General features: G+C 68.7%; 21 protein-coding genes. 6 read left to right on the forward strand and 15 right to left on the reverse strand.

Translation table 11 applies throughout. The features are described from left to right. Positions 1-49: 49 nt before the first annotated feature. Both GCN81_RS23935 and GCN81_RS23940 read left to right on the forward strand, forming a co-directional pair. Entirely contained in the window at positions 50-433 is a 384-nt protein-coding gene (locus GCN81_RS23935; RefSeq protein WP_156726539.1) for a hypothetical protein, read from the forward strand. Positions 434-549: 116 nt separating this feature from the next. Next, entirely contained in the window at positions 550-1,968 is a 1,419-nt protein-coding gene (locus GCN81_RS23940; protein ID WP_156726540.1) for an alpha/beta hydrolase family protein, read from the forward strand. Between the two features lie 126 nt (positions 1,969-2,094). Here the strand turns inward: GCN81_RS23940 and GCN81_RS23945 are convergent, their stop codons facing one another. Together GCN81_RS23945 and GCN81_RS32900 are read right to left on the reverse strand one after the other, a co-directional pair. After that, a complete protein-coding gene (locus GCN81_RS23945) occupies positions 2,095-2,658 on the reverse strand; it encodes a hypothetical protein (RefSeq protein ID WP_156726541.1) in 564 nt (187 codons plus the stop codon). Between the two features lie 782 nt (positions 2,659-3,440). Further along, the gene (locus GCN81_RS32900) at positions 3,441-3,701 is read right to left on the reverse strand and encodes a hypothetical protein (protein ID WP_325065130.1); all 261 of its coding nucleotides are present in this window, start codon (positions 3,699-3,701) and stop codon (positions 3,441-3,443) included. On the opposite strand from GCN81_RS32900, the gene GCN81_RS32905 reads away from it, so the two are divergent. Further along, positions 3,700-4,272 carry a DUF3152 domain-containing protein gene (locus GCN81_RS32905; RefSeq protein WP_325065129.1) on the forward strand — a complete coding sequence of 191 codons (573 nt, stop codon included), beginning with the start codon at positions 3,700-3,702 and terminating at the stop codon, positions 4,270-4,272. The two genes, GCN81_RS32900 and GCN81_RS32905, sit on opposite strands and share 2 nt — an antisense overlap. Before the next feature lie 187 nt (positions 4,273-4,459). Here GCN81_RS32905 and GCN81_RS23955 read toward each other — a convergent pair whose 3' ends face one another. The 7 genes from GCN81_RS23955 to GCN81_RS23985 form a co-directional block, all read right to left on the reverse strand. Beyond that, positions 4,460-4,831, reverse strand: a complete 372-nt coding sequence (locus GCN81_RS23955; protein ID WP_156726542.1) for a PIN domain-containing protein — start codon at positions 4,829-4,831, stop codon at positions 4,460-4,462. Then, positions 4,828-5,091 (reverse strand): hypothetical protein, encoded by a 264-nt coding sequence (locus tag GCN81_RS23960; protein WP_156726543.1) that lies wholly within the window; start codon positions 5,089-5,091, stop codon positions 4,828-4,830. The genes GCN81_RS23955 and GCN81_RS23960 overlap by 4 nt, the downstream gene beginning before the upstream one ends. Before the next feature lie 149 nt (positions 5,092-5,240). Further along, positions 5,241-5,675, reverse strand: coding sequence for a hypothetical protein (locus GCN81_RS23965; protein WP_231626924.1), 435 nt, complete (start codon positions 5,673-5,675; stop codon positions 5,241-5,243). A gap of 284 nt (positions 5,676-5,959) precedes the next feature. After that, positions 5,960-6,184, reverse strand: a complete 225-nt coding sequence (locus tag GCN81_RS23970; RefSeq protein ID WP_156726544.1) for a hypothetical protein — start codon at positions 6,182-6,184, stop codon at positions 5,960-5,962. After that, a complete protein-coding gene (locus tag GCN81_RS23975) occupies positions 6,172-6,336 on the reverse strand; it encodes a hypothetical protein (RefSeq protein WP_156726545.1) in 165 nt (54 codons plus the stop codon). The genes GCN81_RS23970 and GCN81_RS23975 overlap by 13 nt, the downstream gene beginning before the upstream one ends. 379 nt (positions 6,337-6,715) lie before the next feature. Continuing rightward, positions 6,716-6,913, reverse strand: coding sequence for a hypothetical protein (locus GCN81_RS23980; RefSeq protein WP_156726546.1), 198 nt, complete (start codon positions 6,911-6,913; stop codon positions 6,716-6,718). Continuing rightward, on the reverse strand, positions 6,913-7,278 hold the full coding sequence (locus tag GCN81_RS23985) for a hypothetical protein (protein WP_407698011.1): 366 nt from the start codon (positions 7,276-7,278) through the stop codon (positions 6,913-6,915). The genes GCN81_RS23980 and GCN81_RS23985 overlap by 1 nt, the downstream gene beginning before the upstream one ends. Positions 7,279-7,424: 146 nt before the next feature. On the opposite strand from GCN81_RS23985, the gene GCN81_RS23990 reads away from it, so the two are divergent. After that, complete coding sequence (locus GCN81_RS23990; RefSeq protein ID WP_231626925.1) at positions 7,425-7,703, forward strand: GntR family transcriptional regulator; 279 nt, start codon at positions 7,425-7,427, stop codon at positions 7,701-7,703. Positions 7,704-7,803: 100 nt separating this feature from the next. Here GCN81_RS23990 and GCN81_RS23995 read toward each other — a convergent pair whose 3' ends face one another. The 3 genes from GCN81_RS23995 to GCN81_RS24005 form a co-directional block, all read right to left on the reverse strand. Further along, a complete protein-coding gene (locus tag GCN81_RS23995) occupies positions 7,804-8,352 on the reverse strand; it encodes an SMI1/KNR4 family protein (RefSeq protein WP_156726547.1) in 549 nt (182 codons plus the stop codon). A 67-nt stretch (positions 8,353-8,419) separates the two neighbouring features. Beyond that, the gene (locus GCN81_RS24000; protein WP_156726548.1) at positions 8,420-8,623 is read right to left on the reverse strand and encodes a bacteriocin immunity protein; all 204 of its coding nucleotides are present in this window, start codon (positions 8,621-8,623) and stop codon (positions 8,420-8,422) included. A 34-nt stretch (positions 8,624-8,657) separates the two neighbouring features. Further along, complete coding sequence (locus tag GCN81_RS24005; RefSeq protein ID WP_156726549.1) at positions 8,658-17,432, reverse strand: golvesin C-terminal-like domain-containing protein; 8,775 nt, start codon at positions 17,430-17,432, stop codon at positions 8,658-8,660. Positions 17,433-17,710: 278 nt separating this feature from the next. Between GCN81_RS24005 and GCN81_RS32550 the strand changes: the two genes are divergently transcribed. After that, positions 17,711-18,238, forward strand: a complete 528-nt coding sequence (locus GCN81_RS32550; RefSeq protein ID WP_231626926.1) for a hypothetical protein — start codon at positions 17,711-17,713, stop codon at positions 18,236-18,238. A 134-nt stretch (positions 18,239-18,372) separates the two neighbouring features. Then, positions 18,373-19,383: a L,D-transpeptidase family protein gene (locus GCN81_RS24015; protein ID WP_156726550.1), complete on the forward strand. Its 1,011-nt coding sequence runs from the start codon at positions 18,373-18,375 to the stop codon at positions 19,381-19,383. 360 nt (positions 19,384-19,743) lie between these two features. Here GCN81_RS24015 and GCN81_RS24020 read toward each other — a convergent pair whose 3' ends face one another. From GCN81_RS24020 to GCN81_RS24035, 3 genes are all read right to left on the reverse strand, one after another. Continuing rightward, positions 19,744-22,590 carry a helix-turn-helix transcriptional regulator gene (locus GCN81_RS24020; RefSeq protein ID WP_231626927.1) on the reverse strand — a complete coding sequence of 949 codons (2,847 nt, stop codon included), beginning with the start codon at positions 22,588-22,590 and terminating at the stop codon, positions 19,744-19,746. Positions 22,591-22,793: 203 nt separating this feature from the next. After that, the gene (locus GCN81_RS24025) at positions 22,794-24,608 is read right to left on the reverse strand and encodes a S8 family peptidase (RefSeq protein ID WP_197287756.1); all 1,815 of its coding nucleotides are present in this window, start codon (positions 24,606-24,608) and stop codon (positions 22,794-22,796) included. A gap of 419 nt (positions 24,609-25,027) precedes the next feature. Further along, a complete protein-coding gene (locus tag GCN81_RS24035) occupies positions 25,028-25,939 on the reverse strand; it encodes a LysR family transcriptional regulator (RefSeq protein ID WP_156726554.1) in 912 nt (303 codons plus the stop codon). Positions 25,940-25,976 lie beyond the last annotated feature (37 nt).

Below are 25,976 nucleotides of genomic sequence, written 5' to 3' on the forward strand. Positions count from 1 at the left end.
AACGCCGCCGACTCGGGAGGGGACAGCTGTGCGCTCTGGGGGGACAGCCATGGGACGCGGGCGACGGGTCGCGCTCTGCGCTGCCCTGCTGACGGCCGGTCTGCTGATCGGCCTGGCCGGACCCGGCACGGGGGCGGCGCACGCGGCCGGGCCCTGCGCGGGCAAGAAGGTGCGCACCCTGTCGTTCTCCACCGGCGCCGCTCACGTCTACAAGAGCCGCGGCTTCCTCTGCGCGGTGGCGCGGCCCCACAAGGCGGGCAAGCGCCAGTACATGTCCGTGAGCGTGCAGGCGCGCGGCGCCCGGCCGGTGCGGAACGCGGGCCAGTTCACCCAGTACGCGGGGCCCGTCAAGGTCTATGCGGGCAAACGGTGTGTATGGGTCAGGGGAAAGGTCGGTCAGGGCTCGGTGAGTTCTGGCTGGATCCTGTGCTGAACCACAGGAAAGCCGCCCATAGCTCTCAATGACCCCTGGTGCCAGGCCACTTGCTCCGATAGGTTCCGGCGGAAATCCGTGAACCCAGCGGACACCGTGACCCCAGGGGAGGGTGCATGCGCAAGGCGCTCAGATGGCTGCTGTCGCTCGTGGTGCTGATAGGTACCTTGAGTGCGGCTGGGGCGGCCACCGCCGCCGAGCCAGAGGCGACCGACATCAAGGACCGGCTCCTCGCGATACCGGGCATGAGCCTGATCGAGGAGAAGCCGTACGACGGCTATCGGTACTTCGTTCTCAACTACACGCAGCCGGTTGACCACCGGCGGCCGTACAAGGGGACGTTCCAGCAGCGACTGTCGGTCCTGCACAAGGACACCAACCGCCCGACGGTCTTCCACACGTCGGGCTACCACCTCTACACCAACCCGTTCCGCAGTGAGCCGACGCGGATCATCGACGGTAACCAGGTGTCGATGGAGTACCGCTTCTTCGATCCCTCCCGGCCGAGCCCCGCCAACTGGTCCGACCTGAACATCCGGCAGGCGGCCGACGACCAGCACCGCATCTTCAAGGCGCTGAAGCCGATCTACCGCAAGAACTGGCTGTCAACCGGCGGTTCCAAGGGCGGCATGACGGCGACGTACTACGAGCGCTTCCACCCGAACGACATGGACGGTGTCGTCGCCTACGTCGCGCCCAACGACGTGGTGAACAGGGAGGACTCGGCCTACGACCGCTTCTTCGAGAACGTCGGCACCAAAGAGTGCCGCGACGCCCTGAACGCGGTGCAGCGCGAGGCACTGGTACGCCGTGAGCCGCTGAAGAAGCGGTACGCCGACTGGGCGGCCGAGTCCGGCGCCACCTTCAACACCGTCGGCAGCCTCGACAAGTCGTACGAGGCCGTCGTCTCCGACATGGTCTGGGCCTTCTGGCAGTACAGCAGCGAGGCGGACTGCAAGGACGTGCCCACCGCGGCCACCGCCACCGACAAGGAGATCTACGACTACGTAGACACCATCTCCGGCTTCTCCTTCTACACCGACCAGGGCCTGGAGCGGTACACGCCGTACTACTACCAGGCGGGCACCGAGCTGGGCTCGCCCGACATCAAGCAGCCGCACCTGGATGGCCTCCAGCGCTACGGCTACCAGGCGCCGCGGGAGTTCGTGCCGCGTGACATCCCGATGTGGTTCAAGCCGTGGAAGATGCGGGACATTGACACCTGGGTCCGGTTCAACGCCGAGCGGATGCTCTTCGTCAACGGCGAGAACGACCCGTGGGGTGCCGAGCCGTTCCGCCTCAGCAGGCTCGCCAAGGACTCGTACGTCTACGTCGCCCCCGGCGCCAACCACGGCGCCAACGTCGCCGCGCTGAAGGCTGACGAGCGCGCGAAGGCCACCGCCGCGATCCTGGAGTGGGCGGGTGTCGCTCCGGCCAAGGTCCAGGCCGACGAGGCGAAGGCCAAGCCGCTGGCGAGGTACGACGCGAAGCTGGACAAGCGTGACCTCAAGCGGGAGTTCACGATGCGGCGGTAAAGCCGCCCGCGCGTACTCCTGAGTGCGCTCCTGACCCGCGCCCGCTGCCTCTTGGCGGCGGGCGCGGTGCTGTGCCGTGGCGAGTGCGATGCCGCGCCGTGTTCTGACGTGCCGTGCCGTGTGCGGTCACAGGGACTGGGCGCAGCCCACCGGCTTCGGCCCGCCCAGGTGGACGTAGAGCGTCGTGGACGGTGGGCATTTCGCGCGGGTGGCGACGGCCGACATCACCTTGAACCGCGGGCGCCGCTCGCCCGAGCCGTCGCAGGCCGTCTCCCGTACTTCGCCCGCCTTGGCCTGGTAGACGCAGTCACCGACGATCGTGCGCGAGCCTCCGCCACGGCCGGGGTCGCCGGGGTGCGGCGGTTCCAGGTTGCGCATGCAGGCGACACCCCGCGGGTCGATGTGCAGCACGAAGTCCGTACGCTCCGGACAACTGCGGCCGTTCGCGTCCGCCTGCTGTCCGTCGTGGCGGGCGATGACCCGGGCCAGGGCGCGCTCGCTCGTACACGGCACCTCGGTGAACTCCCGTCCGCGCGAACTGCATTCGCCGACCCCGAGGAAGGTCTTGCCGTAACCCGTAGACGCGCTGGCGGAGTTGCCGCCGCCGTCCCCGGCACCCGGCGACCGCTGGCAGGACGCGAGCGCTACGACGGCCACCAGCGCGCACACCACTCCCACCCCCCGGTACATGCGTTCAGCGTGCCCCGTCGAGGCGGGCGCACGCCAGAGGGCGGGGCCTGGCGGCGTAGAGCGGATACGTCATGTGTCCCGGCCGCGCCGCTGTCGTGATCCGTAGCCGATGGGGGCGCGCGGCCGGGGAACCCGTGCGCCCGCGCCTCCGTCCAACCAGCATGCTGCCGGTGAGTCTCCGCTGTGCGGTGTCGGCCTCGCCGCTGGCTGCGAACGCTGACCACCCCCTCCGCCGCACCCGCGGCCGGCAGCACGCCGCCACCGGCGCGCCCCCCTCTTCATGCGCCGGTGGCGGCCCCCAGGCAACGGCGGTCCTGCTCCTCGGTGCTGCTCCTCGCCGTAACCAGCGCGGGCGCGTTAGGTGGAATGGGCGATTTGCCCGTCAGGTTGACGGCGATGCGACGGTACGTCTAGGACTTGCCTGGTCAGGGCGGGTTTCCCCATCCTGAGCAGCGGGGGGCGCTGGGCCGGGAGAGGGTTCTCCTGGCGGCGCGGAGTGGCAGTGGATCGGTCCCATGACGTGGTCCTGCCCAGGAGCACAGTCAAGGGAGAACACCAAACGTGGGACGGCGCGCAGCTCGCCAGTACTCGTCCGCTCGGCCCGGGCGGGCAAGACGAGCCCGAGGTGGCGAAGGGGGCCAGAGTTTCAGGGGACCCGGAGGGCGTGGCCGCGCGAGCCGCGGCCGTGTCCGAAGACGCGGCATATGGCGTGACGCGGCACGGGTGGTCACGGTGGGCATATTTCTGTGCGTCGCCGCATTCGGCAGCGGTATCGCCATTGGCTACTTGCAGGACACGGGCGACCAGGCGGGGGCCGACGACGCCCAGGCCCCTGCGGACGCGCCGACGGGAGCCTCTGCAGGCCCCAGCCCCAACCCCGGTGACGCATCGCCGAGCAACAGCGCGTCCCCCTCGCCCAGCGCGTCTCCGTCACCCAGTGCCTCCGCCTCGCCCAGCGCGTCTGCGTCACCCAGTGCGTCTCCGTCGCCCAGTGCCTCCGCCTCGCCGTCGCCGTCGCCGTCAGAGAGCCGCGACGATCGCATCGCCGTTCCGGCCACCGGCCCCGGTACCTTCCGCACGGCCGGGGCGGGCCCGACCGCGGGCGCGGGGTCTCGCGTGTGGCGCTACAAGGTGATGGTCGAGGACGGCATCGACCTCACCTCGAGCGGGGCCGCGGCCCGGGCCGACGCGATACTCGCCGACAACCGGGGCTGGACCCGCGGCGGCCAGCACGCGTTCCAGCGGGTGGGGTCGGGCTCGTACGAATTCGTGGTGAAGATCGCGACACCGGGTACCGTCGACGCCATCTGCGGCGCCGCGGGCCTGCAGACCAGGGGCGAGGTGAACTGCCGGGTCGGCGAGAACGTGGTCGTGAACCTCAAGCGATGGGTCCTCGGCTCACCCCAGTTCGACGGGCCGATCGCCGAGTACCAGGCGCTGATCATCAACCACGAGGTCGGCCACCGCATCGGCCGCGGCCACGAGGGCTGCCCCGGACCGGGCCAGCCCGCCCCCGCGATGATGCAGCAGATCAAGGGGCTGAACGGCTGCGTCGCCAATGCCTGGCCCTACAACCGCGGCGGCACCTACCTCGGCGGCCCCGCGGTCCCCTGACGAGCCCGTGACCACACCGACCCGGTCCCTGACCGCATCCCACGCCGTCGCCCCCACCTGCGGGTGCACGCTCAGCAGGTGCGACACGGGCGCGGAGTCGGAGTCCGAGGGCGTGGGCGGTGAGGAGGAGGGCGGTGCCGATCGCGATGCCGCGTGACATCGCGGAAGCCGCTCTCGCGCGCAGCGGTCAGGGTTTCCCGATGTCGACGACCCACACTCCGGTTCCGTCGTAGGCCTCGGGAACGGCGGTGAGCACCTGCCCGTCTTCCGCGCCGGAGACCGCGGAACAGACTGCGTGTGCGTGGCGCCAGTCGACTCCGGAGGCGACGGCCTGTTCGACGGCCGCGGTGGCAGCGAAGTCCAGGGGAAGGAACTCCAGGCCGGGCAGCGCTCCGACGTGGGCTGCCGCGCCGGGCAGCTCCAGACTCGCGGAGACCAGGCACAGCGCGGGGACGTGGGCCCGCCCGGCGGGTTCGTCCGCCTCAACTACCGCAAGGCCGGACAGAAACCGGTGCCCCCGGCACACGGCGAGCACCGCCGTGTGGTCAAGGATGATCACCTGCGGCCCCCGATGCGACCGGCCACAATGTCAGCCCGCCATTCCTGTGCGCGCCGCACGTCGTCGTCGGTGAGGTCCGGACAGAGGTTCGCACGGATGTAGGCCAGCCCCCGGGCGGTGCGCTCGGCACGCTCGGTGTCGGTCGGAAGCTCGGTGGCAAGCCGCTCCACGAGACTGCGCACGCTGGTGCCCCGCTCGTCGGCCAGTATGCGCAGCCGGTCGCGGACGTCGTCGGTGACCTTGATAGTGGTGTCAGCCATGCTGCAAGAATACATCTGAATACCAATGCTGCGCGGGGATCCGGGATCCGGCCGATGCCACCCCGATTCACGCAGGTGTACGAGCACTGTTGGCTGTACCGCCGATGGCCGTACCGCCGACGCGAGGGCGCACCAGCCCGGGCGCGGCGTCAGGCCGCCCGGCGGACGCGCCCTGGCAGGGTCAGGTAGAAGGTCCGCAGCGACTCCTCCTTGCCGACCTCGAAGCGGTTGACGACCTTGCCCAGCGGGTTCCACACCCGCCCGTCCGGCATCCGCACCCCGACCGACTGCCCGAAGTACGCCCGCTGCTCGGCGTCAAAGTCCACCCACTGCGCCCCGGCCAGCCGCACCAGCACTTCCCCCACATACGCCCCGAGCCCGAACAGCGTCCCGGCGACCTCTGCCCGCGCCTTCCCACCCGAGCGCAACCCGTCGATGACGAAGTCGACCACGCGCAGGCTCGCCACGGAGTAGTCCAGCGGCAGCCGGTTACGGGCCGTCACATGGTCCACAAATCCGGCCGCGTGCCGCCGCATCCCCTCGGCCCGCAGCACGCGCTCTTCCTGCTCGTCACCGTCGCGCATGACGACTACCCCTCAGCTCGGATTGAGAACGTCCGTTCGGATCGATCCCTCACTTCATCCAGCGCTCTGAGTCACGGGAGTGTCACTGGTCGCAGGCGTGTCGGTTCTCACGCAACCGGAACCGTTTGCCCGAATCTAGGGGAGGGCATACTTCCGCATTCGCCAGGCGGATCACCGACGCGGGCGGGGCCAGCCAGCCCTACCCGAACGCCTTCACAAGCAGCCTCCAAACAGACGGCCCGGACGGAACACACGCTCCGCCCAAGGCCGTTGGCACGGCTGCGCTACCGGCTCGGGCCGCTCACGGTGCCGAGTCGGTCCGCGCAGACGCGCACCTCACCGAGGTAGCGAGCTGCGTAGCCAGGCCGCTGCCAGGGGCACGCACCGTCGCGGTCACGGTGACTGTAGTTGACCAGCGGCGCACCCGTGGCCCGGTCGTGTACGTGGCGCTCGTACGGCTCGCCCGCCTTGATCTCCCGGCCACAGCGGCAGCAGATCACGATGCGCACACCTCGCTCCGCACGACCCTCAGCGCGTCCGCCAGCCGTCGGCCCTCCGGGCACACATCGGCCTGCGCACGGCATTCCGGGCAGGCGGCGGCGTGGTCCAGCAGCGCCACGTACGCGTCGCGGTGCCGGTCGCTGCCCCACAGAGGGCTCACCGCGCGCCTCCTTGCCGAGGCGGGTCCAGAAAGGTCACGGAGGCTGCGAGGCTCGCGGGCGCCGCGTCCCACTCCATGCCGCCACCCAGGGGCCACAGCCGGACGCAGGGGCCCGCGCATCCCGTGACCACACCGACCCGGTCCCTGACCGCATCCCACGCCGTCACGCCGACCGGCGGGTGCACCCTCACCGGACGAGGTGCGGGCGCGGCCTCGGACTCGGGCATGCCGTCCGGGGGCCAGGTGGCGTTTAACGTGTCGCCGTGATCATCTTCGTGCCCTGCGGGCCGGATACATGGCAGGCGGTGGCGCCCCGGCCGGGGCCGCCCCCCGCCCAGCCGCCGCCCGGCACAAGGGGCGTCGCCACCACACTGCTCGTTCATCGGGCCGCCCCTCGCGCGTAGGCGTCGGGCAGGGGCGGGAAGTGCACCGCGCAGTCCGGGCAGACGTACACGCTGAAACCGGGCCCGGAGTTCTGGTGCACCTCGGCGACGAGGACCGGCCGGGCCGTGAGTTCGTTGCAGCGTACGCATGTCTGCTGCCGCGCCCCTGGTGTCTGGCTGCTGGCTGTGTCCATCAGACCTCCCCCGCCGCGCCGATCAGATGGCGGTCAAGGTCGACGCCGAAGTCGACTGCGAGCACCAGGGCGAGGCGCCGCCGACGCTGACGAACCCGTTCCTGCCGCTCCTCGTGCTCGACCAGGTAGGGGCGAACGAGGGCGGTGTCCTCGCCGTCGAGCGGCAGGTCCAGCCCGTAGGGCGAACGGTGCGCCGGGGGCCATGCCCGCTCCGGTCGGGGTGCGACGAGAGCGGGCACGGAGCACGAAGGGGACCGGTCGGGCGTGAGGAAGACCGCAGGTCGAGCGATGCGCCGACCGCGCCCCCGCAACCTGAACACCAGGCTCGCCCACAGGATCACGGCATGGATAATGCTCACTGTCATCAGCTCCTCAGAGGCTGGTGGTCATGCCCCGGGGCCCTGCAAGGTCGCCGGGGTCTTTGTGAGCCCCAACCATACTGCACCATGCTATACCTAGCCAGGCTTAGTACGGATCGCCTGCTAGGGGGCGGTCTGCCTAGCTTGGTTCAGTGATCGAATTTGCCCCTGACGAACCCCGATGGCGCCAAGTCGCCCGCATCATCCGTGAGCGCATTGCGGACGGCACCTACCCGCCCGGCACGCGCATCCCGTCAGTGGTCGAGATGCTGAACGAGTTCGGCATCGCCACCTCAACGGGCCAGAAGGTGCACCGCGGCCTACGGGATGAGGGGTTGATCTACACCGAGCCCGGCATGGGGTCGTTCGTTACTAAGCGGCGACCAGAGACATCTACCTCGGGCCGAGGCGACGACACCACCGCCGACTGACGGAGTGCGACGTCCACGGCATGGAGACCCTTGCCGTACGGCGCACAACAAGGGCCTTCCGGTGATTCGCCCCGGCGCTATGGCCGCGCGCTGCGGCGACTCAGTCCATCGGATAGAAGTCCGGCTGTGGGAATAGCCTCGCGATCGAGAACGGCTCAAACTCCGGGTCCGTCAATACGCGGAAGACGAACTCGGAGGTGGACATGTTCACTTGCTGCAAGGGGTATGGGTCACCCTGCGTGATGATCGGCCAGCTAGCCGGATCTTCCTCTGCGGAGGCCAGCCAGAAGTAGCTGCACTCCATCTCGCCGAACGCCCAAGGAATGAGACCACGACGACCGGGCCGGTACATCTGATAAGGCACGAAGAGGGGATCGGGCCCGTTCTCCGGAGATCCGTCGAGAAACTTCTTCCAGATTCTTGCTAGGTCGAACTGCCTCGTGTCATCGACACGGAGAACACGCAAGAATTCGGAGAATTCTCCCTTACCAAACGTCTCAGCAAGCTTCTTGTAGTCTTCCGGCAGTGTCACACCAAGATCTTCCTCCACTCCATTCCAGGGAAAATCGAGCCGAAGCGGCTCCCAGTTCGTTGCCTCAGCGATTCGCTCGATCCACATGCTTTTCAAATTCCGAACCGAATCAAGCACGACTGGCGCATTCCCCACAAGGAGAGGAGCGGCCAACGGCGGAGAATCCGCCGTTGGCCGCCGCTACTCATAGCGCAATGGGTCGGTAGGAAAGCGCCTGGTCCACGACTTCCTCAGCCGTAAGCTCAGGGTTGGAGTGGTAGATCAACCCGATGACTCGAGGGTGTGGAACGTTCTCCTGGAGGCGATGAACGAGATCATCATGCTCTTCCTCCGTCCCCTCGCCAGCCATGATCCGCTCGACTAGGCGGATGAGCTCATCACGAGTCATCCTTACCACCTCTCTCCTCACGAGTTGGCACCCACTAGGAACCAGACCCCATGTGATAGCCGGGATCTAGCACTTCCCGATGATACTGCGGCGTAACGACGACGATGTTGTCGAGGTCATAGACACCTCCACCCCGTTGAATCGGGGTCGCATGATGAAGGGAATATCGACCATTCCCGCCCACCCATTGACCCGGGGCAGCGAACGGCGCCTTACCGCCCGCCATCAGCGTCTGATTCGATTTGCTGAATTGCGAAGCCAGGGAAGGCACCTTTGAAGCCTCCATCCAGAATGCCTCTCGAAAATCATCGAAACTCTTAAACTCCTTACCCTGGAGTGCACGAGCTACCTGACCCGGGACTTTGCCAGCATTACCTGAACTCCCCTTCAGCCATTGCCCGTTTACATCCTTTAGCTTCGACCCGCCCGTGACGCCACCAGGACTGTTCCTCAGGTCAGATGCCTTCTTAACCGAGTCGAGTTGTCGCGGCCCCTTGAATACGTCTCCGAAGGGTAGAAACCCGACCAGACCGGCGAGACTTCCCCAGACATCGCGGTCACTGACTGAACGCTTCAAATCGTAGGCGTCGCATCCAGCCCCGAGGACAGGCATCCACGAGCATCCTGCGAGCTGGATCTCCTTCTGCGCCTCGTCTGAAACCTCAGGCCCGCTCACCCCGTAGTTCGAACCTACGTTGAGTTTGTACTCGGATATCCCGCAGGAGGAGAACGGGTAAGAACAGGTACCTCCCTCACTCCCGCCTGATCCGCTCGAAGATGACAGAGACGGCGAGGACGTGCCGATGCTGCTACCCATCGGTGCAAGCTTGTGCCCATCGAGCTCGATGAAGCTGGTGGGATTTCCACCGGTAAAGGCATACCGGTTACCCGTCATCGGGTCCGTCCCGAGCCCCATGTCCGCCAGTGCCCCGTTGTACATATCCCGGCTGGTGAAGCGGTTCAGGCCGGGGCTGTAGTCGCGGAAGCCCATGTCGTACGTGCCCGAGGAGGCGTCCCAGCGCTTGGCGTTGAAGCGGTAGGGGTTGTACGCGTCCTTCGTCGGGTCGGTGGTGTTGGGCTTGTCGATGCCTGTGAACTCGGACTCGTCGTCGGAGCCGTACGCCGTGTAGCCGTACGTCGCCTTCGCGTTGCCGTTCTCGTCCGTCAGGGTTTCGACGTCGGTGTGGCTGTTGTAGCCGTAGTAGCCGTCCTCCGTCGTCCCGTCCGAGTTGTGCTTGACCTGCGACAGACGCTCGCCCCACGGGCTGTACTGGTACGACTTCGTTAGCTCGCCGGAGACCTCCTCGCCCAGTACCTCACCGGACATGCCGAGGTAGTTGAAGTCGGTTGTCTTGCCGTCGGCCGTCTTGGACGCAGTTCGGTCGAGTGGATCGAAGGTGTACTTCGTCGACTTCATCGCACCCGTGTCGTCCAGCTTCTGAGACTCCACTACGTGGTCGAAACCGTCGTACACGCTGCGCGAGATGACCTCGCCGCCGCTCGTGACGGACTCCTGGCGGCCGAACGGGTCGTAGTTGTGGTTCGCTGACGCCCCGTCCGATGTCGCTGACAGCAGGCGGTTGCGGTCGTAGTTGTACGTCGTGGACGTGCCCTTGACCGTCTGGCTGATGACGTTGGCATTGTCGTCGTGGACGTAGGTTTCCGTCCCCGCGCCGTTGCCCGTCTTGGCCGACTTGGCGAGTCGGCTGGCCGGGTCGTAGGTGTAGTCCGTCGTCGAAGAGAGGTACGCCGAGTTGTCGTCGGCGTTCATCTTCTTCGCGACGTCCTGCGCCTTGTTGCCGTTCGGGTCGTAGGCGTAGGTGTGCGAGGAGACCAGGGTGCCGTTGGGCTTGTTCTCCTTGGTCGACTTCAGTGCACCGTCGAGGTAGTAGGTGTAGTCGACGGTGTTGTCGTTGGCCTTGGTCTCCTTCAGTTTCTGACCGCGGGCCGTGTACGTGTACGAGGACACCTTCGGGTCCGTGTCCGTCGGGGACTTGCCGACCTCGACCGTCTTCACCAGTTCACGCAGGTCGTAGGTGTACTTGGAGAACTGGTCGGGATGCGTGACCGTCTCCGGCTGGCCGTTCGCGTCGTAGGCGTACGAGGTGGCCTTCTGTTCCTGGCCCGCGAGCGACTCGGTCACCTTCTTGACCTGGTTGAGGCCCGTGTACGTGACCTCATACGCGTCGACGTTCGTGCCGGAGGACGTGTCGTCGATCTTCGTGAGGTTGCCGTTCGCGTCGTAGGCGTACGTGAACGTCTTCTGCTCGTTGTCCGTGTCGGACGCGTTGTCGCGGACCAGCTTCACGCCGTCCGCCACGGCCTTCCCGTCGCTGTTCTCGAACAGCTCCAGCTTCGCCGCGTTGCCCTGCTCGAAATCGTACGAGCCCAGCGGCACCCAGGTCCCCGCCGAAGCCGTCTGGTCGACGGTCTTGTCGGCCGTGCCCGTGGAGTGGGTGACGGTGTACTTCGCAGCCATGGCCGCGCCCGTCACCTCCGGGTACTTCACGTACACGTCGTACGTGCCGTCCGCCGGGATGTTCAGCTCCCACGTGAAGGCGTCCGTGCCCGTACCCGCTGCGTGCGTGGCGTGGTCGTAGCCCTGCTGGCCCTCCGCGTCTCCCTTCGTCCAAGTGCCGGTGTCGGAGGTGTGCTGGGTGTCGGAGTTGTCGGCCAGGACGACGTTCTTGCCGACCGGTACGCCGTCGTCGGACTTCGACTTCAGCTTGCCGTCCGGGTAATAGCCCCACGTCATCGTGCGGTTCGAGGAACCGCCCGCCGAGGTCAGGGTCCGGGCGGTCTGCTGGCCGAGGTCGTTGTAGTCGTACGTGGTGGAGATGTCCCACGGGTCCGTGGACGACTTCGCCCAGCCGCTGTCGAAGTAGCTGTAGGTCGTCTTGTTACGGACCGTCTGGCCCTCTGACGGCGGGAGCGACGTCGACTTCACCCGGCCCACCGCGTCATAGACCGTCTCGGTGTAGACGTTCGGGTCGTTGTAGCGGGCGTCCGCCGGGTCATAGGGCTGGAATTGCTTGACCGGGCGGTTCAGGGCGTCGTACTCCGTACGCGCCGTAAAGGCCTCCGTCGACCCGGCCTCCACGGCCCGCGGCGTGAGCACCTTCGTGGTGTTGCCGACCTCGTCGTACTCGAACTTCGTCGTGCGGTACGTGATCGACGTCGTGCCCTTGTGTGGGACCTTGACCTGCGTCTTCGCACCACGCTCGTCGTAGGTGACGGTCGCGGTGTTGTTCTCCGCGTCCGTCGTCGAGACGACCAGCGAGTCCTTGTCGTAGGACCGCTGGGTGGTGTTCCCGGCCGCGTCCGTGACCGTGGTGACCCGGTGGTTCAGGTCGTAGGCCGTCTTACTCGTATAGTCGGATGTGTCCGTCGTCGCGTTCTTCTTCGGGTCGATGACCGTCGTGACGTTGCCGACGTTGTCGTACTTGTAGCTGACCTTGTCGCCCTCGGCGTTCACGGCTGAGGTGAGCTGGTAGATCGCGTTGTAGTTGTTCGTCGTGACGTAGTCCGTGGGGTCGGACGTCGTCAGGGTGCCCTTGGGCTCCGTTGTCGTCTTGAGGTTGCCGACCTTGTCGTATGTGTAGGCCGACTTCCGCTCGTCCGACGTCTCGGTGTCCTTCGGCACGGTGGCTGACGTCACTTGGTCTGCGGCGTCGTAGACGGCCGTGGACACCGCCCCGTTGGGCGCGGTCGACTTCGTGACGTTGTCGTTGGCGTCGTAGACGGGCGCCGGGGTGGTGATGAAGTCCCCCTCGCCCTGGTCCTTCGGCACCGTGGAGACCAGCGGACGGCCGAATGTGTCGTACGTCTGCGTGGTCTTCTTGTCCAGCGCGTCGGTGACCTCGGTGACCTGGCCGCGCTCGTCGTAGACGAACGTGGTCGACTTGTTCAGCGCGTCGGTGATCGTCTTCGGGTAACCCGTGGGGCCGAAGTCGCTGTTCGTCGTCGCGTTGCCGTTGGCGTCGGTCGCCGTGGTCAGCTGGCCGTAGCCGTTGTATGCGTAGGACGTCGTGTAGTCGTCCGCCGTCGCCGTGGCGACGCCCTTCGGGTCGGTGACCGTCTTCAGGTTGCCGAAGGTGTCATAGCCGAACCGCCACTCGCGGCCCTCCGGGGAGGTCTTCGAGACCAGGTCGGCCGCGTAGCCGTCCGCCCGCGTCTGGTAGCCGTACCGCGCCGAGTTGGCCGGGTAGGTGCCCGGGGCGCAGTCCTCGGACGGTGGGACGCCGTTCTTGTTGTTCTCCGCGTCACGCTGCCAGAGCGGGTAGCCCGTCTTCTGGTCGTAGCAGAACGCGGTCTTGGCGCCGTTGTCCTCCTCCAGGTATGTGACGTTGTTGTCCGCGTCCCACGCCATCTTCGTGGTCTCGGACTTGGCGTTGGTGGTCTGCACCGGGCGGCCGAAGTCGTCCGTCACGTAGTCCGTGGCGTTCGTCTCGGCGTCGGTGACCTTGGTGTCGGTGAACTTCGGGGTCGTGGCGTTGGCCGCGTACGTGAAGCTGGTGGCGCCGTCCAGACGGTCGGTGATCGTCTTTGTCCACCAGTGGTACTTCGGGTCGTCACCGGTCTTGGGCGCGTAGTACGCCATGTCGGTCGTGTTGCCGCGCGGGTCCGTGGCCTCGACCAGCTTGACGTTCTTGTTGCCCTGCGTGGCGTCGTAGGTGAACTTGAAGAGCTTGGGCTGCGCCGAGCCCTCACCGTCGACGATGCGGCCGAGCAGGCCCTTCTCCGTGTAGTAGAAGGCGACCTTGCGGCCCGAGATGTCCGTCATGGACTTCACGTGGTCGTAGATCTTGGAGTTGGTCAGCTTGCCACCGCCGCTGACCTTCGCGCCCGTGTCGTCGATGTACTCGTAGGACGCGTCTCCCTTCTTGTAGTGGTCGACGGTGAGCGACTGGCGGCCCGCAGGGTCGGTGACGTACTTGAGGAACTTGGTCGGCTTGTTGTTGGACCTGCGCTCCTCGTACGTGAACGACTGCGTGTTGCCGTTCTTGTCGACCGTCGAGGTCAGGTAACCGTCGCAGCCGAACAGGAACCGCGTGCCGTCCGGCCTCGTCATCGTCCACGCGTCCGGCACCGGGTCGCTGGACGGCTTGCACTCCGCGTCCGGCTTGGCCTCCAGCTTGAAGTGGACGCCCGCCGGGGCCTTCCACACACTGTTGTCGCTGTCCCAGCGGAAGACGTGCGTGGTGCCGTCGCCGTCCGGGAGGCGGACCTCGGTCGGGTTCGGGTTCGGGTGGAAGTCCAGCGGCGCGCCGAGCCGGATGGGGCCCGCGACCTGGAACGACCAGCCGTGACCGGCGACCGTGTCACTCGTGTCGAGCGAGTTGTACGAGAACCGGGCGAAGGTGTTCAGGCCACGGCCCGGGTTGGTGAACGCGTTGTACGACCAGACGCTGTTGCCCGCGGCGAGGTTGTTCATCACCGTGGACCCGGCGCCGGTGTTCTTGCCCGTGTAGGAGTAGTACTTCTCCAGGCCGAGCTGGTTGGAGGTCGGGTCCTCGACCGCCGTGTTCTGCTTCAGCGGCGGAATGCCGTCGGTCCCGGCCGACAGCCAGGTGCCGTCGACGACCGTGCGGACGTCCCAGCCGAGCACGTACTCGGTGCGCTTGTTGCCGGAGTCCGAGTTGATCGGCGTCTGCACCTCGGCCTGGATCGTCGCCGACTCGCCGGGTGTGAGCGGCGGGATGGCCGTGGCCAGTTGGTTGCCGCCGGTCGTGGCGTCCGTGCCGTCGGGGAGCTGCCAGGTGTAGGAGAGCTCGCGCTCGCCCTCGGCCCACGCGGAGGACGTGGTGTTGGTGACCGTGAAGTCCACCGTGTAGGTGGTGTTCGGGGTCATCCGGGAGGGGGTCTGCGGCGCGTAGTAGGTGTCCTGCGTCGTGGAGTCGACGTAGACGACGCGCAGCAGCGGGCCGAGCTGGTAGTCGTCGGTCTCCGAGGTCAGGAACAGGGTGCGCTCCTGCGGGCCGGTGGACGACTCGTCCTTGAGCCGGACCATCGCGCCCTTGTTCGCGGCCGGGTCGTCGATCCAGTCCTGGGTGAGGGAGGTCGCGTCCCACCAGTGACGGCCTACGTCGTGGACGCTGCCGACGGTGTCGGAGACGGTGCCCGAGTAGTCGCCGCCGGGTGTGGTCCACTCGGTGGCGGCGGTGGCGTTGTTCCAGGTCGCCTCGGTCTCGTCGAAGTTCCGGTTGAGGCCTCGGAGTTCGTAGATCGCGCCGTTGGTCTCGGTGGTGGTCTCCGCGCCCCACATGAACATGCGGGACTCCAGCACGGTGGCCGTGTCCGGGATGTCGTCGGTGGCGAACTTCATCGCCGCACGGGTTGTGCCGTACGTGGGCGAGTTGTTGCCGACGCTCAGCCAGTTCTGGTCCACGCCCCAGGACGGGATCGTGTCCAGGTTGGTGTCGGGCTGTGCGGAGGACAGCGTGGTGTCGGTGACGCCCGATGTGCCCTGGATGAGCTTCATCGTGCGGCCCGCCTTGGGCACGCCGACGATCCGGGTCGGGGAGCCGAGCACGTCGCCGTCGGCCGTCTTGACCGCGATCTGGTAGTAGTACGACCGCCCGATCTGGCCGGAGAAGGTGTCCGGGGTCGGTGTGGCCGTCGTGTCCGCGTACGAGGTGGCCGTCTTGTCGACCGGCGCGATCAGGGTCGCCGCGGACGGCGTGAAGTCCTGCTTCGTGGAACGGTGCAGCTGGTACTCGACGATGTCGGCGCCGCTGTCACCGCTGGAGTTCTCGTACGCGGGCCAGCTCAGCTCCGGGCCGGTGCCGTGGACGACGGTCGGGGACCGCAGGGCGGTGCCGATCCGGCCCCAGGAGACGGTGAGGCGCGGGATCGTCGCGGTCTCGCCGCCGTAATAGCCGTCACCGGCCTCGTAGCGGGGGCCGCCGAGCGGGCCCGTGGACGACTCGTCCGCGGCCTTGAGGATGAAGCCGTGGTTCGCGGTGCCGTCGACCCACTTCTGGACCGTGTCGGCGACCGGGAACTTGTGCCACTCGTTGTGTTCGCCCTTGTTCTTCACGATCTGGGCGGGGTTGACCAGGCGTACCGCGTCCGCGATGACCGCGGTGGAGTCGGAGGCCGGACCGTCACCGAGGACGACCTTTCCGGCGGTGCCCTTGGCGAACGGCAGCTGCTCGCCGCCGTTCAGGGACGTCCACTCGCCGCCACTCCCGGCGCTCTGGTCGACCGTGTACGTCGCCGAGCCGTCCCGGTGCGTCACCATGTACGGGGCGTCGGTGGCCCGGTCGGTGGCGGCGACGTAGTGCGCGTCGACGCGGTAGGTGCCGGTGTCCGTGACCTTCGGCTGCCAGGTGTACTTGTCACCGGCGACCGTGTCCTTGTTGTACTGGTAGTCCTCGTCCACCGCGTACTGGGTGAGCGATGAGCCGGACTCGGGCCAGGTGCCGGTGGCGGCCGTGGTGCCCGCGTCGCCGTTGTCCACCTGGACGCTGGTGCCGGACAGCTCGCCCAGCAGGTCGCTGGTGTTGGTCCAGGTGGCCGTGGACTCGTCCCAGGCGCCGGTGGCCCGGTGTGCCTGGATGGGGACGTCGTTGCCGTTGGTGGTGTGCGACTGGTCGAAGTAGACGCTCAGCCGGGCCGCGTCGACCTTCACCCCGGCGGGGATCTCGTCCAGCGGGAACTTCAGCAGGGAACGCGCGCTGGCGCTGCTGGAGGTCTTGCCCGCGGACAGCTTCCAGGAGGAGTCGAAGTTCGAGTCCGGGGAGTCGGACAGAACCATGGCGTCCTGAGACTCGGTCGGCGACGGCGCGATCGTGAGCGTCGGGTCGACGACGACCGGGTACTGCCGCTCCTTCGCCTTCAGCCACTTCGCGTCGGGGGTGACGGTCAGCTTCCAGCCGTCGCCGTCTCCGTCCCGGTCGCGGGTGAGCTTCTGGGTGACGTCCGTACTGAACTCGTATCCGTACGGCGACGACGCGGACTTCTTCGCGTCCGTCATGTACGGAGCGGGGATGACCACGACGGGGGTGTTGGGCAGCTCGCCGAAGAACGCGATCGAGCCGTCCTTGCGGGCCTTCGGCGTCAGACCGCCGTCCGTGTCGATGGTGAACGTGAACGTCACCGGGCCGGACGGGGGCTTGGCCAGGGTGATGTTCTCCTTCACCCGGCCCGGACCGACCTGGTACGACAGGTCAGCGCCGTGCGCGGCACCCGGGTAGGTGACGGTGGCGCCCTTGGCCTCCGGCTTCAGCCGCTTGCCGGGCGCGTCCTCCAGGCCGAGGGTGACGGCTCCGCCGCCCGGGACCTCGAAGCGCAACAGCCGGTCCGGGTCCGAACCGAACCAGCTGCGGCCTGTGTTGGTGACGTTGGCGTAGTCAAAGCCCTTGGGCTTGTCCTTGCCCTTCACGTCCTTCGCAGGGCGTACGGTCCCGTCGATCCGCTTCCAGGACTTCGACTCCGGGGCGCGATAGGAGGTCGGCGCCGCCGACAGCTCCGCCTCGACGCGGCCGTCGGAGAGCTCCCAGAAGCGGGCGGTGGGGGTGCGCCGCTTGGTCAGCTCCTTGACGCGCTTGGCCTTCGGGTCATTCTTGCCCTTGCGAAGCTTCTGCCGGTCGGCTATTTGGCCCTTACCGTAGGAGGGGGGTTCCTTCTCCTCCTTCCCCTTCTTCTCGTCATCGTCGGAGAACCATCCGGAAAGTGCTTCCGTGAGGCTCTTACCGGAATCACCGGAAGCCGGTGCGGCATAGGCCACTTGCGGTAGCAGTGTGCCTGCCACTGCTGCTACCGCCAAACAGGAGATGGATCTCCCGTAGGGAACTTTCACAGTCATTGCCTTTCAGGCATGCAAAAATAACCGGGCGGAGGCTTCGCCCGGCTTGGGTGTTTCATCACGGCGCGCAAGTTCGGAAACGACTGACTCACATGCGCGACGGCGATTTTTAGTAAGTGGGCAGAGCTGACGTCAAGCGCACGGACATCTCGGGCGAAAATGCCGCTGAAAGCAGGTCGCTTTCGTGCCGTTTGTTCGGTCGCTCGCACGGGCGCGTACGCATGATGTATAACCGCCCAGTTCCACAGTCACCGACCACCGAAAGCCGGTTTACCGTCATGCCATCAGAGAGGTCCGAGAAGACCGAGCTGAGCGAGAGGGCCGAAAAACAGAGCCCGGATTCCGCCAAGGACGCGGAGGAGAGCGCGAACGGCTCCGCCATCGCGAAGCGGCCCTCCGACGGGAGTCGTGCCGCCCTCGCCATCGCGGCGGCCCTGCTCCTCGCCTGTGCGGGCCTCGTCGGCTACGGGATGCTCAACACCGAGGACAAGCCGAAGGCCAAGCCGGTACCGACCGCCGAAGTGGTCTACGAGGTCACCGGCGACGGTCCGGCCGACATCTCGTACCTGTCCCGGAGCGAGTCGGGCGAGGCGACGGTGGTCAAGGCCGCCGAACTGCCCTGGCGAAAGACCGTCGAAGTACCGCTCGGCCAGGAGCCGATCGTGTCGATCGTGCTCGGCGAGAAGGGCGGCAAGGCCCAGTGCACCCTCGCCATCCGCGGCAACCATGTGCAACTCGCCACGGCGAGCGGCACGTTCGGCCGCGCGAACTGCTCGGGCGGCGAGCTTCCCACCGGAACGGACTGACCGCTCGCGGTCGCGCGGACACCTGAGCGGGTGTGGAACCCGCTGGGGAAAGTCGCCAATCGCTTTGAGGTCGGGCGTGAGGAATCGTCGCAGACCTTCTCTTCGACATTGCATGGACGGAACGGACGAGGTTGATGCTGGGCAAGCGATGTACTCTCGCAGGAGCCACCTCAGGAGCGCTGCTCCTGCTGGCCGCCTGCGGACAGCAGGGCGGCCAGGGCAGCCAGGGCAGCCAGGGCAACCGTGGAGCGGACAGCTCCACGGGCTCGGACAAGGTGACCGTCGAGTCGGCTACGCCGCCCGACCCAAGCCAGAGTGAAACCACGAGCGCCAGTGCCGAGCCGTCCGCCTCCGTTTCGGCTTCGGCATCGACTTCGGCTTCCGCATCGCCCAGCGACGGTGCGGCCGCCTCTCCCTCCGCCTCCGCCTCCGCGCAAGAGGGCGGTGCCTCGTCTGCACCCGGCACCGAGGCGCGAACCACAACGGGCCCCGCCTCGACGGCAACCACGGAGCCCGCCGAGAAGCCTGTTCAGGAATCCACCGCCTCCGGCCCGAACTTCCCGGTGCCCGTAAACGTCAGCAACGCCACGCAGGTCATCACCGTGAAGTCGCGTGGCTCGTACGCCACCGTGACCGCCTGGGCCAAGGGCTCCGAGGGCTGGAAGTCGGTTATCTCCACCACGGCCGGACGCGTCGGCTCCAACGGGGTCACCAACGGCTCGACCCGTGAGCAGGGCACGTGGACGACGCCGTCGGGGACGTACACGATCACCGAGGGATTCGGCGTCGAGGCGAGCGGCACGAGCATGCCGTACACGCGGGTGAACGACTCCCACTGGTGGGTTCAGGACCCCGAGTCGAAGTTCTACAACCAGATGCACACTGAGGAAGGCGCGGACTTCCCGCTCACCGAAAGCGGCGAGCGCGGCAGCGAACACCTCGTCAACTACCCAACGCGGTACGCGAACGCACTGGTCATCGACTTCAACCGGTGGCCCGCCGTCCCCGGCCGTGGCGCCGGAATCTTCCTGCACATCAACGGCAGGGGTGCGACGGCCGGTTGTGTGTCCGTACCGCGGGCGACGATGGACCAGATTATGCGCTGGATCAAGCCGGGGGCCCATCCGCGGATCGCTATCGGCTGACACTCAGTGAACCGGCCACCCCGCCCTCCGGTGGACGGTGGGGTTTGACTCTGTTCCCCGGCCGATCTGCATGGATACAGCTATTCCCTGCCTTTCCGTGGCCGGAAAAGGGTACGGCTATACCTTGGTTCGGGAGTCACCAGAGGTGTAGTCGCTACACGTACGGCCGGATGCAAAGAATTGACGGCGTGGCGTATAGCCGCCCTGCCTGAAATCGGAATGCGCAGGGAAACAGACCTGCGCGAACTGTGCGGCACGGCAGAGAACTGAGTAACGCCAGGCGGCCGCACCCGCAGTCGACTCTCGTGTCAGTACCCCGCCCGCGTAGGCTCCGATGCCGCGCGGGGACAGGGGCGCAGTTCACTTGTTCAGGGCCGTCGCCAGCTGCGCGCGGGAGCGCACGTCCAGCTTCTGGTAGATCCGGGTGAGCCGGGCCTCCACCGTCTTCACGCTCAGGTACAACCGGGCCGCCGCCTCCTGGTTGCTCGCCCCCTGGCCCACCAGCCGCGCCAGCTTCAACTCGGCGTCGGTCAGCAGGGGCAGGGTGCCGCCGTCCGTGGGCGTCGGGGCCTCGGCGTGGTCCTCGGGCGACGGTCGCGGCCCGCCCTCCACGGCCAGCTCAAGCCAGGGCGCGGCCCCCGCCCGCTCGAAGACCGCGGCGGCGGCCTGTAGCGCCTGCTGCGCGGCCGACCGCCGCCGACGACGGCGCTCCACCCGGGCCAGCGCGATCAGACAGCGTCCCTGCTCCAGGGGCAGACCGTGCGCGGCGAACCGCTCCACCGTCCGCGCCAGCAGCTCGGCTGCCTCCTGGGGCCTTCCGCCGGCCGCCAGGCACAGCGCGTACACCCGGTCGAAGCCCAGCAGCACCGTCGTACGGCCCAGCCGTTCGGCCTCCGGGCCGAGGTCCGCGAGGAGGGTCTGAGCCTCCTGGGACGCGTCGTTCGCCAGCAGCGCCTCGGCCAGCTCCTCGTGCCAGCGCAGCATCGACGGATCGACGGTTCCCCGGGCGCGCTCGCCCTCCTGCACCCGGCGCAGCGACTCCAGCGCGCCCGCGACATCCCCGGTCGCCAACTGCACCCGGCCCAGGGCGTACAGGCTGCGGGAGAGGAAGACATGGTCGCCCTCCTCCTCCGAAGCCTGGGCGCTGCGCCGGGCGTAACTCGCGGCGCGGGCGAAGCTGCCGCCCGCGGTCTCGGCCACCGCCAGGGCGAACCACGCGGGCCCCGGCGACAGACCGGCCTCCAGCGTCAGCGCCAGCGACCGCCCGGCGTGGGACAGCGCCGCCGCGCACTGGCCGCGCCGCGCCTCCACCTCGGCCAGTGTGCGGAACAGCTCGATGGAGTCCTCGACCGGGCCGCGCCGCTCCACCATCGGCAGCAGCGCGTGCAGCCGGTCGCGGGCGTCGTCAAGCCGGTCGTCGAAGAGAGCGTGCCGGATCGTCAGGATCTGTGCGCTGTTACGGATGCCGGGCGGGCCGTCCGCCGTCTCCAGCGCACATGCCTCGGCGAGGGTCTGCTCGGCCTGTGGGGAGCCCAGCACCCGGTCCATTCTGGCCTGTTGGGTCAGCGCCTGGGACGCGGTGTGCCGGTCCCCCGCCGATGACGCGAGCCGGGCGGACTCCACGGCGGCGGCCCGGGAGCGCACCGGGTCGCCGTCGGCGATCGCGTACTTGACCGCGAGGCGCAGCGAAACCGCCGCACGCAGCCCGGGATCGTCCTCGGAGTCCTCCATGGCGTGCGCGTAGAGCTCGTCGAGATCGGTCAGTCCCTGCCCCGCCGTGTCCAGTACGGCCAGCCGGACACGCACCCGGTCGGCGGGCTCGGCGTCGCGGGCCAGCAGATCGGCGGCCGCACGCAGGGCCAGATCGGCGCGCGCGGCGCGGGCGGCGGCCTGGGCTGCGGTGGCCAGCCGGGTCAGCCGTACGCCGGCTGGCAGGCCCGGTGTCGACTCGGCGGCGAGCAGGGCCAGTTCGGCGGCCAGCGTGTTGTTTCCGCGTCGGTGTGCCGTGCGCGCGGCCTCGGCGACCTCGGCGGCGAGCTTCTCGTCGGGGGCGTCCGCGACCAGAGCCCGGTGCCGTACGGCCTCGACGGGGTCGTCCGTCGCGGTGGCCAGCGCCGCGTGGCCCTCACCCCGGGCCGTCCAGCTCGTGTCGTGGACGAGGGTCGAGGGCAGCAGACCCGCGGTGAACACCACCCTCCCGTCCTCGGTGAGGGTGACCAGACCGGCCCGCTCCGCCGCGGCCAACTCGGCCTCGGCGTCCGGACGTCCGGCCCGCCGGATCAGTGTCGCCGTCGGCCTCAGCGCGAGCGCGGCGAGCAGCAGCGAGGCCCGTGTGGAAGGGGAGACCGACGCCAGCATCCGGCGCGCCAGATCCCGGGCGCGGCCGGACAGCAGCAGCGCCTCCGCGTGGTGCACGGGTGCCGTGGCGTCCGCCAGGGAGCGGCCGACGGCGAGTGCGATCCGTGGATTACCGCCGCTGGCGCGATGGATGCGGCCCGCCATCCGGGCGGGCAGCCGGTGGTGGACGAGGAGTTCGGCGACGTCGTCGGCGTGCAGCGGCGGCACCAGCAGCAGATCGGCTTCGGACGGCACCCACAGGGGGAGAGCGGGTACCGCGGATCCTGCGGATTCTGCCGACTCCGCGGACTCCGCTGGCGGCGTCGGGGCGGAGGGCGCGGTCGGGGCGCAGGGCGCCGGGGTCTCGATCGCGAGGACCCGTAGTTCGGGCGGGGCCAGGTGCAGTGCGAAGCGCAGCAGGTCCACGCTGTCCGCGTCGATGAGCTGGGCGTCGTCGATGACGAGGAGGACGGGGCCGGGTGCGGCGAGGTTGCGCAGGACGCGCGCGACGCCCAGCCGCAGCGCGATCGGGTCCCGGCCCGCCTCGGGGGCCTCGGTCTCCCGGCAGAGCACCGCGACCGCGGTCCGCTGCGGCTCCGGCAGCCCGTCCAGCGCGAAGGCGGGCAGGGAGGCGACGAGGGCGGCGGCGGCCGCGCCGGGTATGCGGTGGTCGGCGGGCTGCGGGGCGAGCCACACCACGGTCTCGCCCCGTTGCCTGGCGCGCGCGGCGGCGGCCTGCGCCACCTCGGTCTTGCCCACTCCGGCCGCACCCGTGAGGAGGGCGCGTCCGCGGCTGTGCAGCACGCTGGTCAGGCGGGCGAGGAGGTCGGCTCGCCCGATGGGCGTGGCGCGCTCAGGTGTCGGCTTCACCCTGCCCCACCTCCCCGGCATGCGCGGCCCCGTGCCTCCACGAGTTCAGCAGAGGATACGAAGTCAGCCAGCGGAGTCTAGGCCCGCTTCCGCGATACGGACCGGGGACAGCCGGGGGCCGGGGCGGCCGGAAGGGGCGCGCCCGCGACGAAAAGCCGCGGACACGCCCCTGACCTGTACTTATATCGAATCCTGCGACTGGGTCAGAAGGTCAGGCTCCAGGAGTCGATGTAGCCAGTGTCACCCCGGTACACATCGCGGACCTGTAGCTTCCAGTCACCGGCCGCGAGTTCCGAAGAGGCGTCGACCGTGTACGTGGTGTGTACGTCGTCGGCCGAGTCGCCGCTGTTGGAGTTCTTCAGCCGGTACGCGCTGCCGTCCGGGGCGATCAGGTCGATGACCAGGTCGCCGCGGTAGGTGTGCACGATGTCCACGCCGACCTTCAGGTCGGACGGCGCGTTGCCGGTCACGCCGCTCACCGCGATCGTGGACACGGAGGTGGACCTGTCCGAAATGGTGACGTTCGAGTCGTTGGTGAAGGTGCCGCCGTCACCCTCGTCGGGCGTGCCGTCCGTGACCGCCGCGACGGTCTTCGCGGCGTCGGCGATGCCCGCGCCACAGCCGCCGGAGCAGGTGCCGGGCACCGGGCGGGCGTTGTTCTTGAGCGCGGTCTCGATCTCGGACGGGGTCAGCGAGGAGTCGGCCGACTTCAGCAGCGCGGCGAGACCCGCGATGTGCGGGGCGGCCATCGACGTGCCCATGTACGGCTCGTAGTTCTCGGAGGACTGGGTGGTCGCACCGGAGTTCAGCGTCGAGAGGATGCCGTTCTCGGGGGTGGTGATGGTGCCCGGGGTGTCGTTGGCGCGCCGGGTCTCGCCGCCCGGGGCGGAGATGTCGATGCCGCTGCCGTAGTTGGAGTAGAAGGCGCGGTTGCCCTCACGGCTGGTGGCCGCCACGTTGATGACGTTGTCGCAGTTGGCGGGCGTGAAGCCGGACACGTCGGCGTTGCTGTTGCCGGCCGCGACGACGACCGACGTGCCGCGCGAGACCGCGCCGTTGATGGCGTTGCGGTAGACGGTCGGGCAGGTCGCGCTGGCGCCGCCGAGGCTCAGGTTGATGACCTGGGACGGGTTGGGGTTGGCCGGGACGCCCGGCACCGAGCCGCCCGACGCCCAGGTGATGGCGTCGGCGATGTCCGACGAGGAGCCGCCGCACTTGCCGAGCACGCGTACGTGCTGGGTCTTCGCCCCGTAGGCGACGCCCGCCACACCCTTGTCGTTGTTCGCGCTCGCGGCGACGGTGCCCGCGACGTGCGTGCCGTGCCAGGACGAGTTGCTCGCGCGGGAGCCGGTGTAGCACTCGTTGTCGGTGGCGTTCCAGTCGCCTTCGTCCGTCGGGTCGGCGTCCCGGCCGTTGCCGTCGCGGGCGTCGGCGCTGTCGGAGATGAAGTCGTATCCGGACACGGTGTTCGCGCTCAGATCGCTGTGCGCGGCGTAGCCGGTGTCGATGACGGCGACGGTGACGCCGCTGCCCGTGGTGGTGTCCCACGCTCCGGGTACGTTCATGCCGCCGGTGGGCTCGAAGAAGTCCCACTGCTTGGCGTAGTCGGGGTCGTTCGGGGTGACGGCCGTGGGGTACGCGCGGAGGTCGGGCTCGACGGACGCGACGGACGAGTCGGCGCGGAAGGCCTTCATGACCTCCGTGACGTCCTTGGCGTTGGCCTTGTCGCCGAGGTCGACCAGCGCGGCGCCGTCGGCCAGTCGGCGTTCGAAGGACAGCTTCTCGCCGGTCTTCTTGCCCTTCTGGGCGGCGTCGCGCTTCGCCGCGGAGTTCGAACGCGCTTCGTCGGACCGCGACTTGTAGGTCACGATGACCTTCTCGGCGGGTGCGTCCCCGGGCTCGTCCTGCGCCATGGTCTGGGACGCGGTGGCGGAGGGCTCGGAGGAGGAGCCCGCCTGGTCAGCGAATGCGACGGATGAGGTGGCGGTCACGCCGAGGATTACGGCGCTGGCGGCCACGACGGATATGAGTCTCCGCCTGGAACCGTTCAAGGTGATCCCTTTCAGGGCGGCCCCGGCGACTCCCGGAGCAGCGGTCGGTGCGGAGCGCGGGCGGGCGGCGCGCGGCACTGCGGTGCGTCGTGGGAACGCGGTCCACAGTCCCTCCGGGCCGGGTGAGCCCGTGCGCCGCCGCCCGGCGCGACGACCCCGTGCACAAGGCCGTCACCGGCCGAAACCCCACATGGCATGCACCTGACACTCACAGGTCAGCGGGGGAACCACCGGTGCGGGAGACAGTAGGGAAACAGTAGTTGAACGCGATACGGGGAAAACCCTTGCCGAGGCCGAGGGGCCGAAGGGTCGGCTCGGAAGGGTCGGCGTCGAGACTCAGAGACAGAACAGAACACAAGGGCCGACGCGGGAGGTTAGCGGAGAACTCAGGCTCTCCGCTCCACCTCGGGCCAGAACTCCCGCAGCGTACGCACCATCTCGACGACGGCCGGGCGGCGCGCGGCGCCGGTCCGCCACAGCGCGTACAGCCGTCGCACCGGCAGCGGCTCAAGCCTCACCTCCGCCACCCCGTCGGGCAGCGGGCCCCGGCCGAGCCGGGGGATCACGGCGATGCCCAGGCCCGCGGCGACCAGGGCGGTCAACGTCGGGTTCTCCTCGGCTTGGTGGGCGATGTCCGGTTCGCACCCGACCTCCCGCATCGTCCGCATCAGCCAGTCATGGCAGACCCGTCCCGGCGGCTGGCAGACCCACCGCTCGTGCCGCAGATCCTCACGGCGTACGGCCTCCCGGGCGGCCAGCGGGCGAGCGGCGGGCACCAGCAGATCGCAGATGTCCTCGCCGATCAGCGCGTGCTCGACGCCGGGCGGCGCGGGCAGCGGCGCGATGTCCCAGTCGTGCGCCACGGCCATGTCGACGGCGGCCTTGGCCACCAGGTCGACCGACAGATGCGGGTCGACCTCGCTGAGCCGGGTGTCGAGCGCCGGGTGCCGCCGGGCGAGATCGGCCAGTACGGCGGGCATCAGCCCGCGTGCGGCGGAGGCGAACGCGGCGATGGTCAGCCGCCCCGACGGCAGCCCGCGGCGCTCCTCGAGGTCGGTCTCGGCGCGCTCGACGAGGGCCAGCAGCTCCTGTCCGGCGGCGGCCAGTTGGCGGGCCTCGTCGGTGAGCCGTACGCCGCGCCCCTGACGTTCGAGCAGCGTGGTACGGGTCTCCCGCTCCAGCTTGGCGATCTGCTGCGACACCGCGGACGGGGTGTAGCCGAGCGCGGCGGCCGCGGCGCCGATGGTGCCGTGCACGGAGACGGCGTGCAGGGCACGCAGCCGCGACAGATCCAGCATCGACCCCTCCCCGTTCCGCCCGACCGCGCGGAAATCG

Origin of the sequence: Streptomyces apocyni, from assembly GCF_009739465.1 — a bacterium.
Taxonomy (GTDB): Bacteria; Actinomycetota; Actinomycetes; order Streptomycetales; family Streptomycetaceae; genus Streptomyces; species Streptomyces apocyni.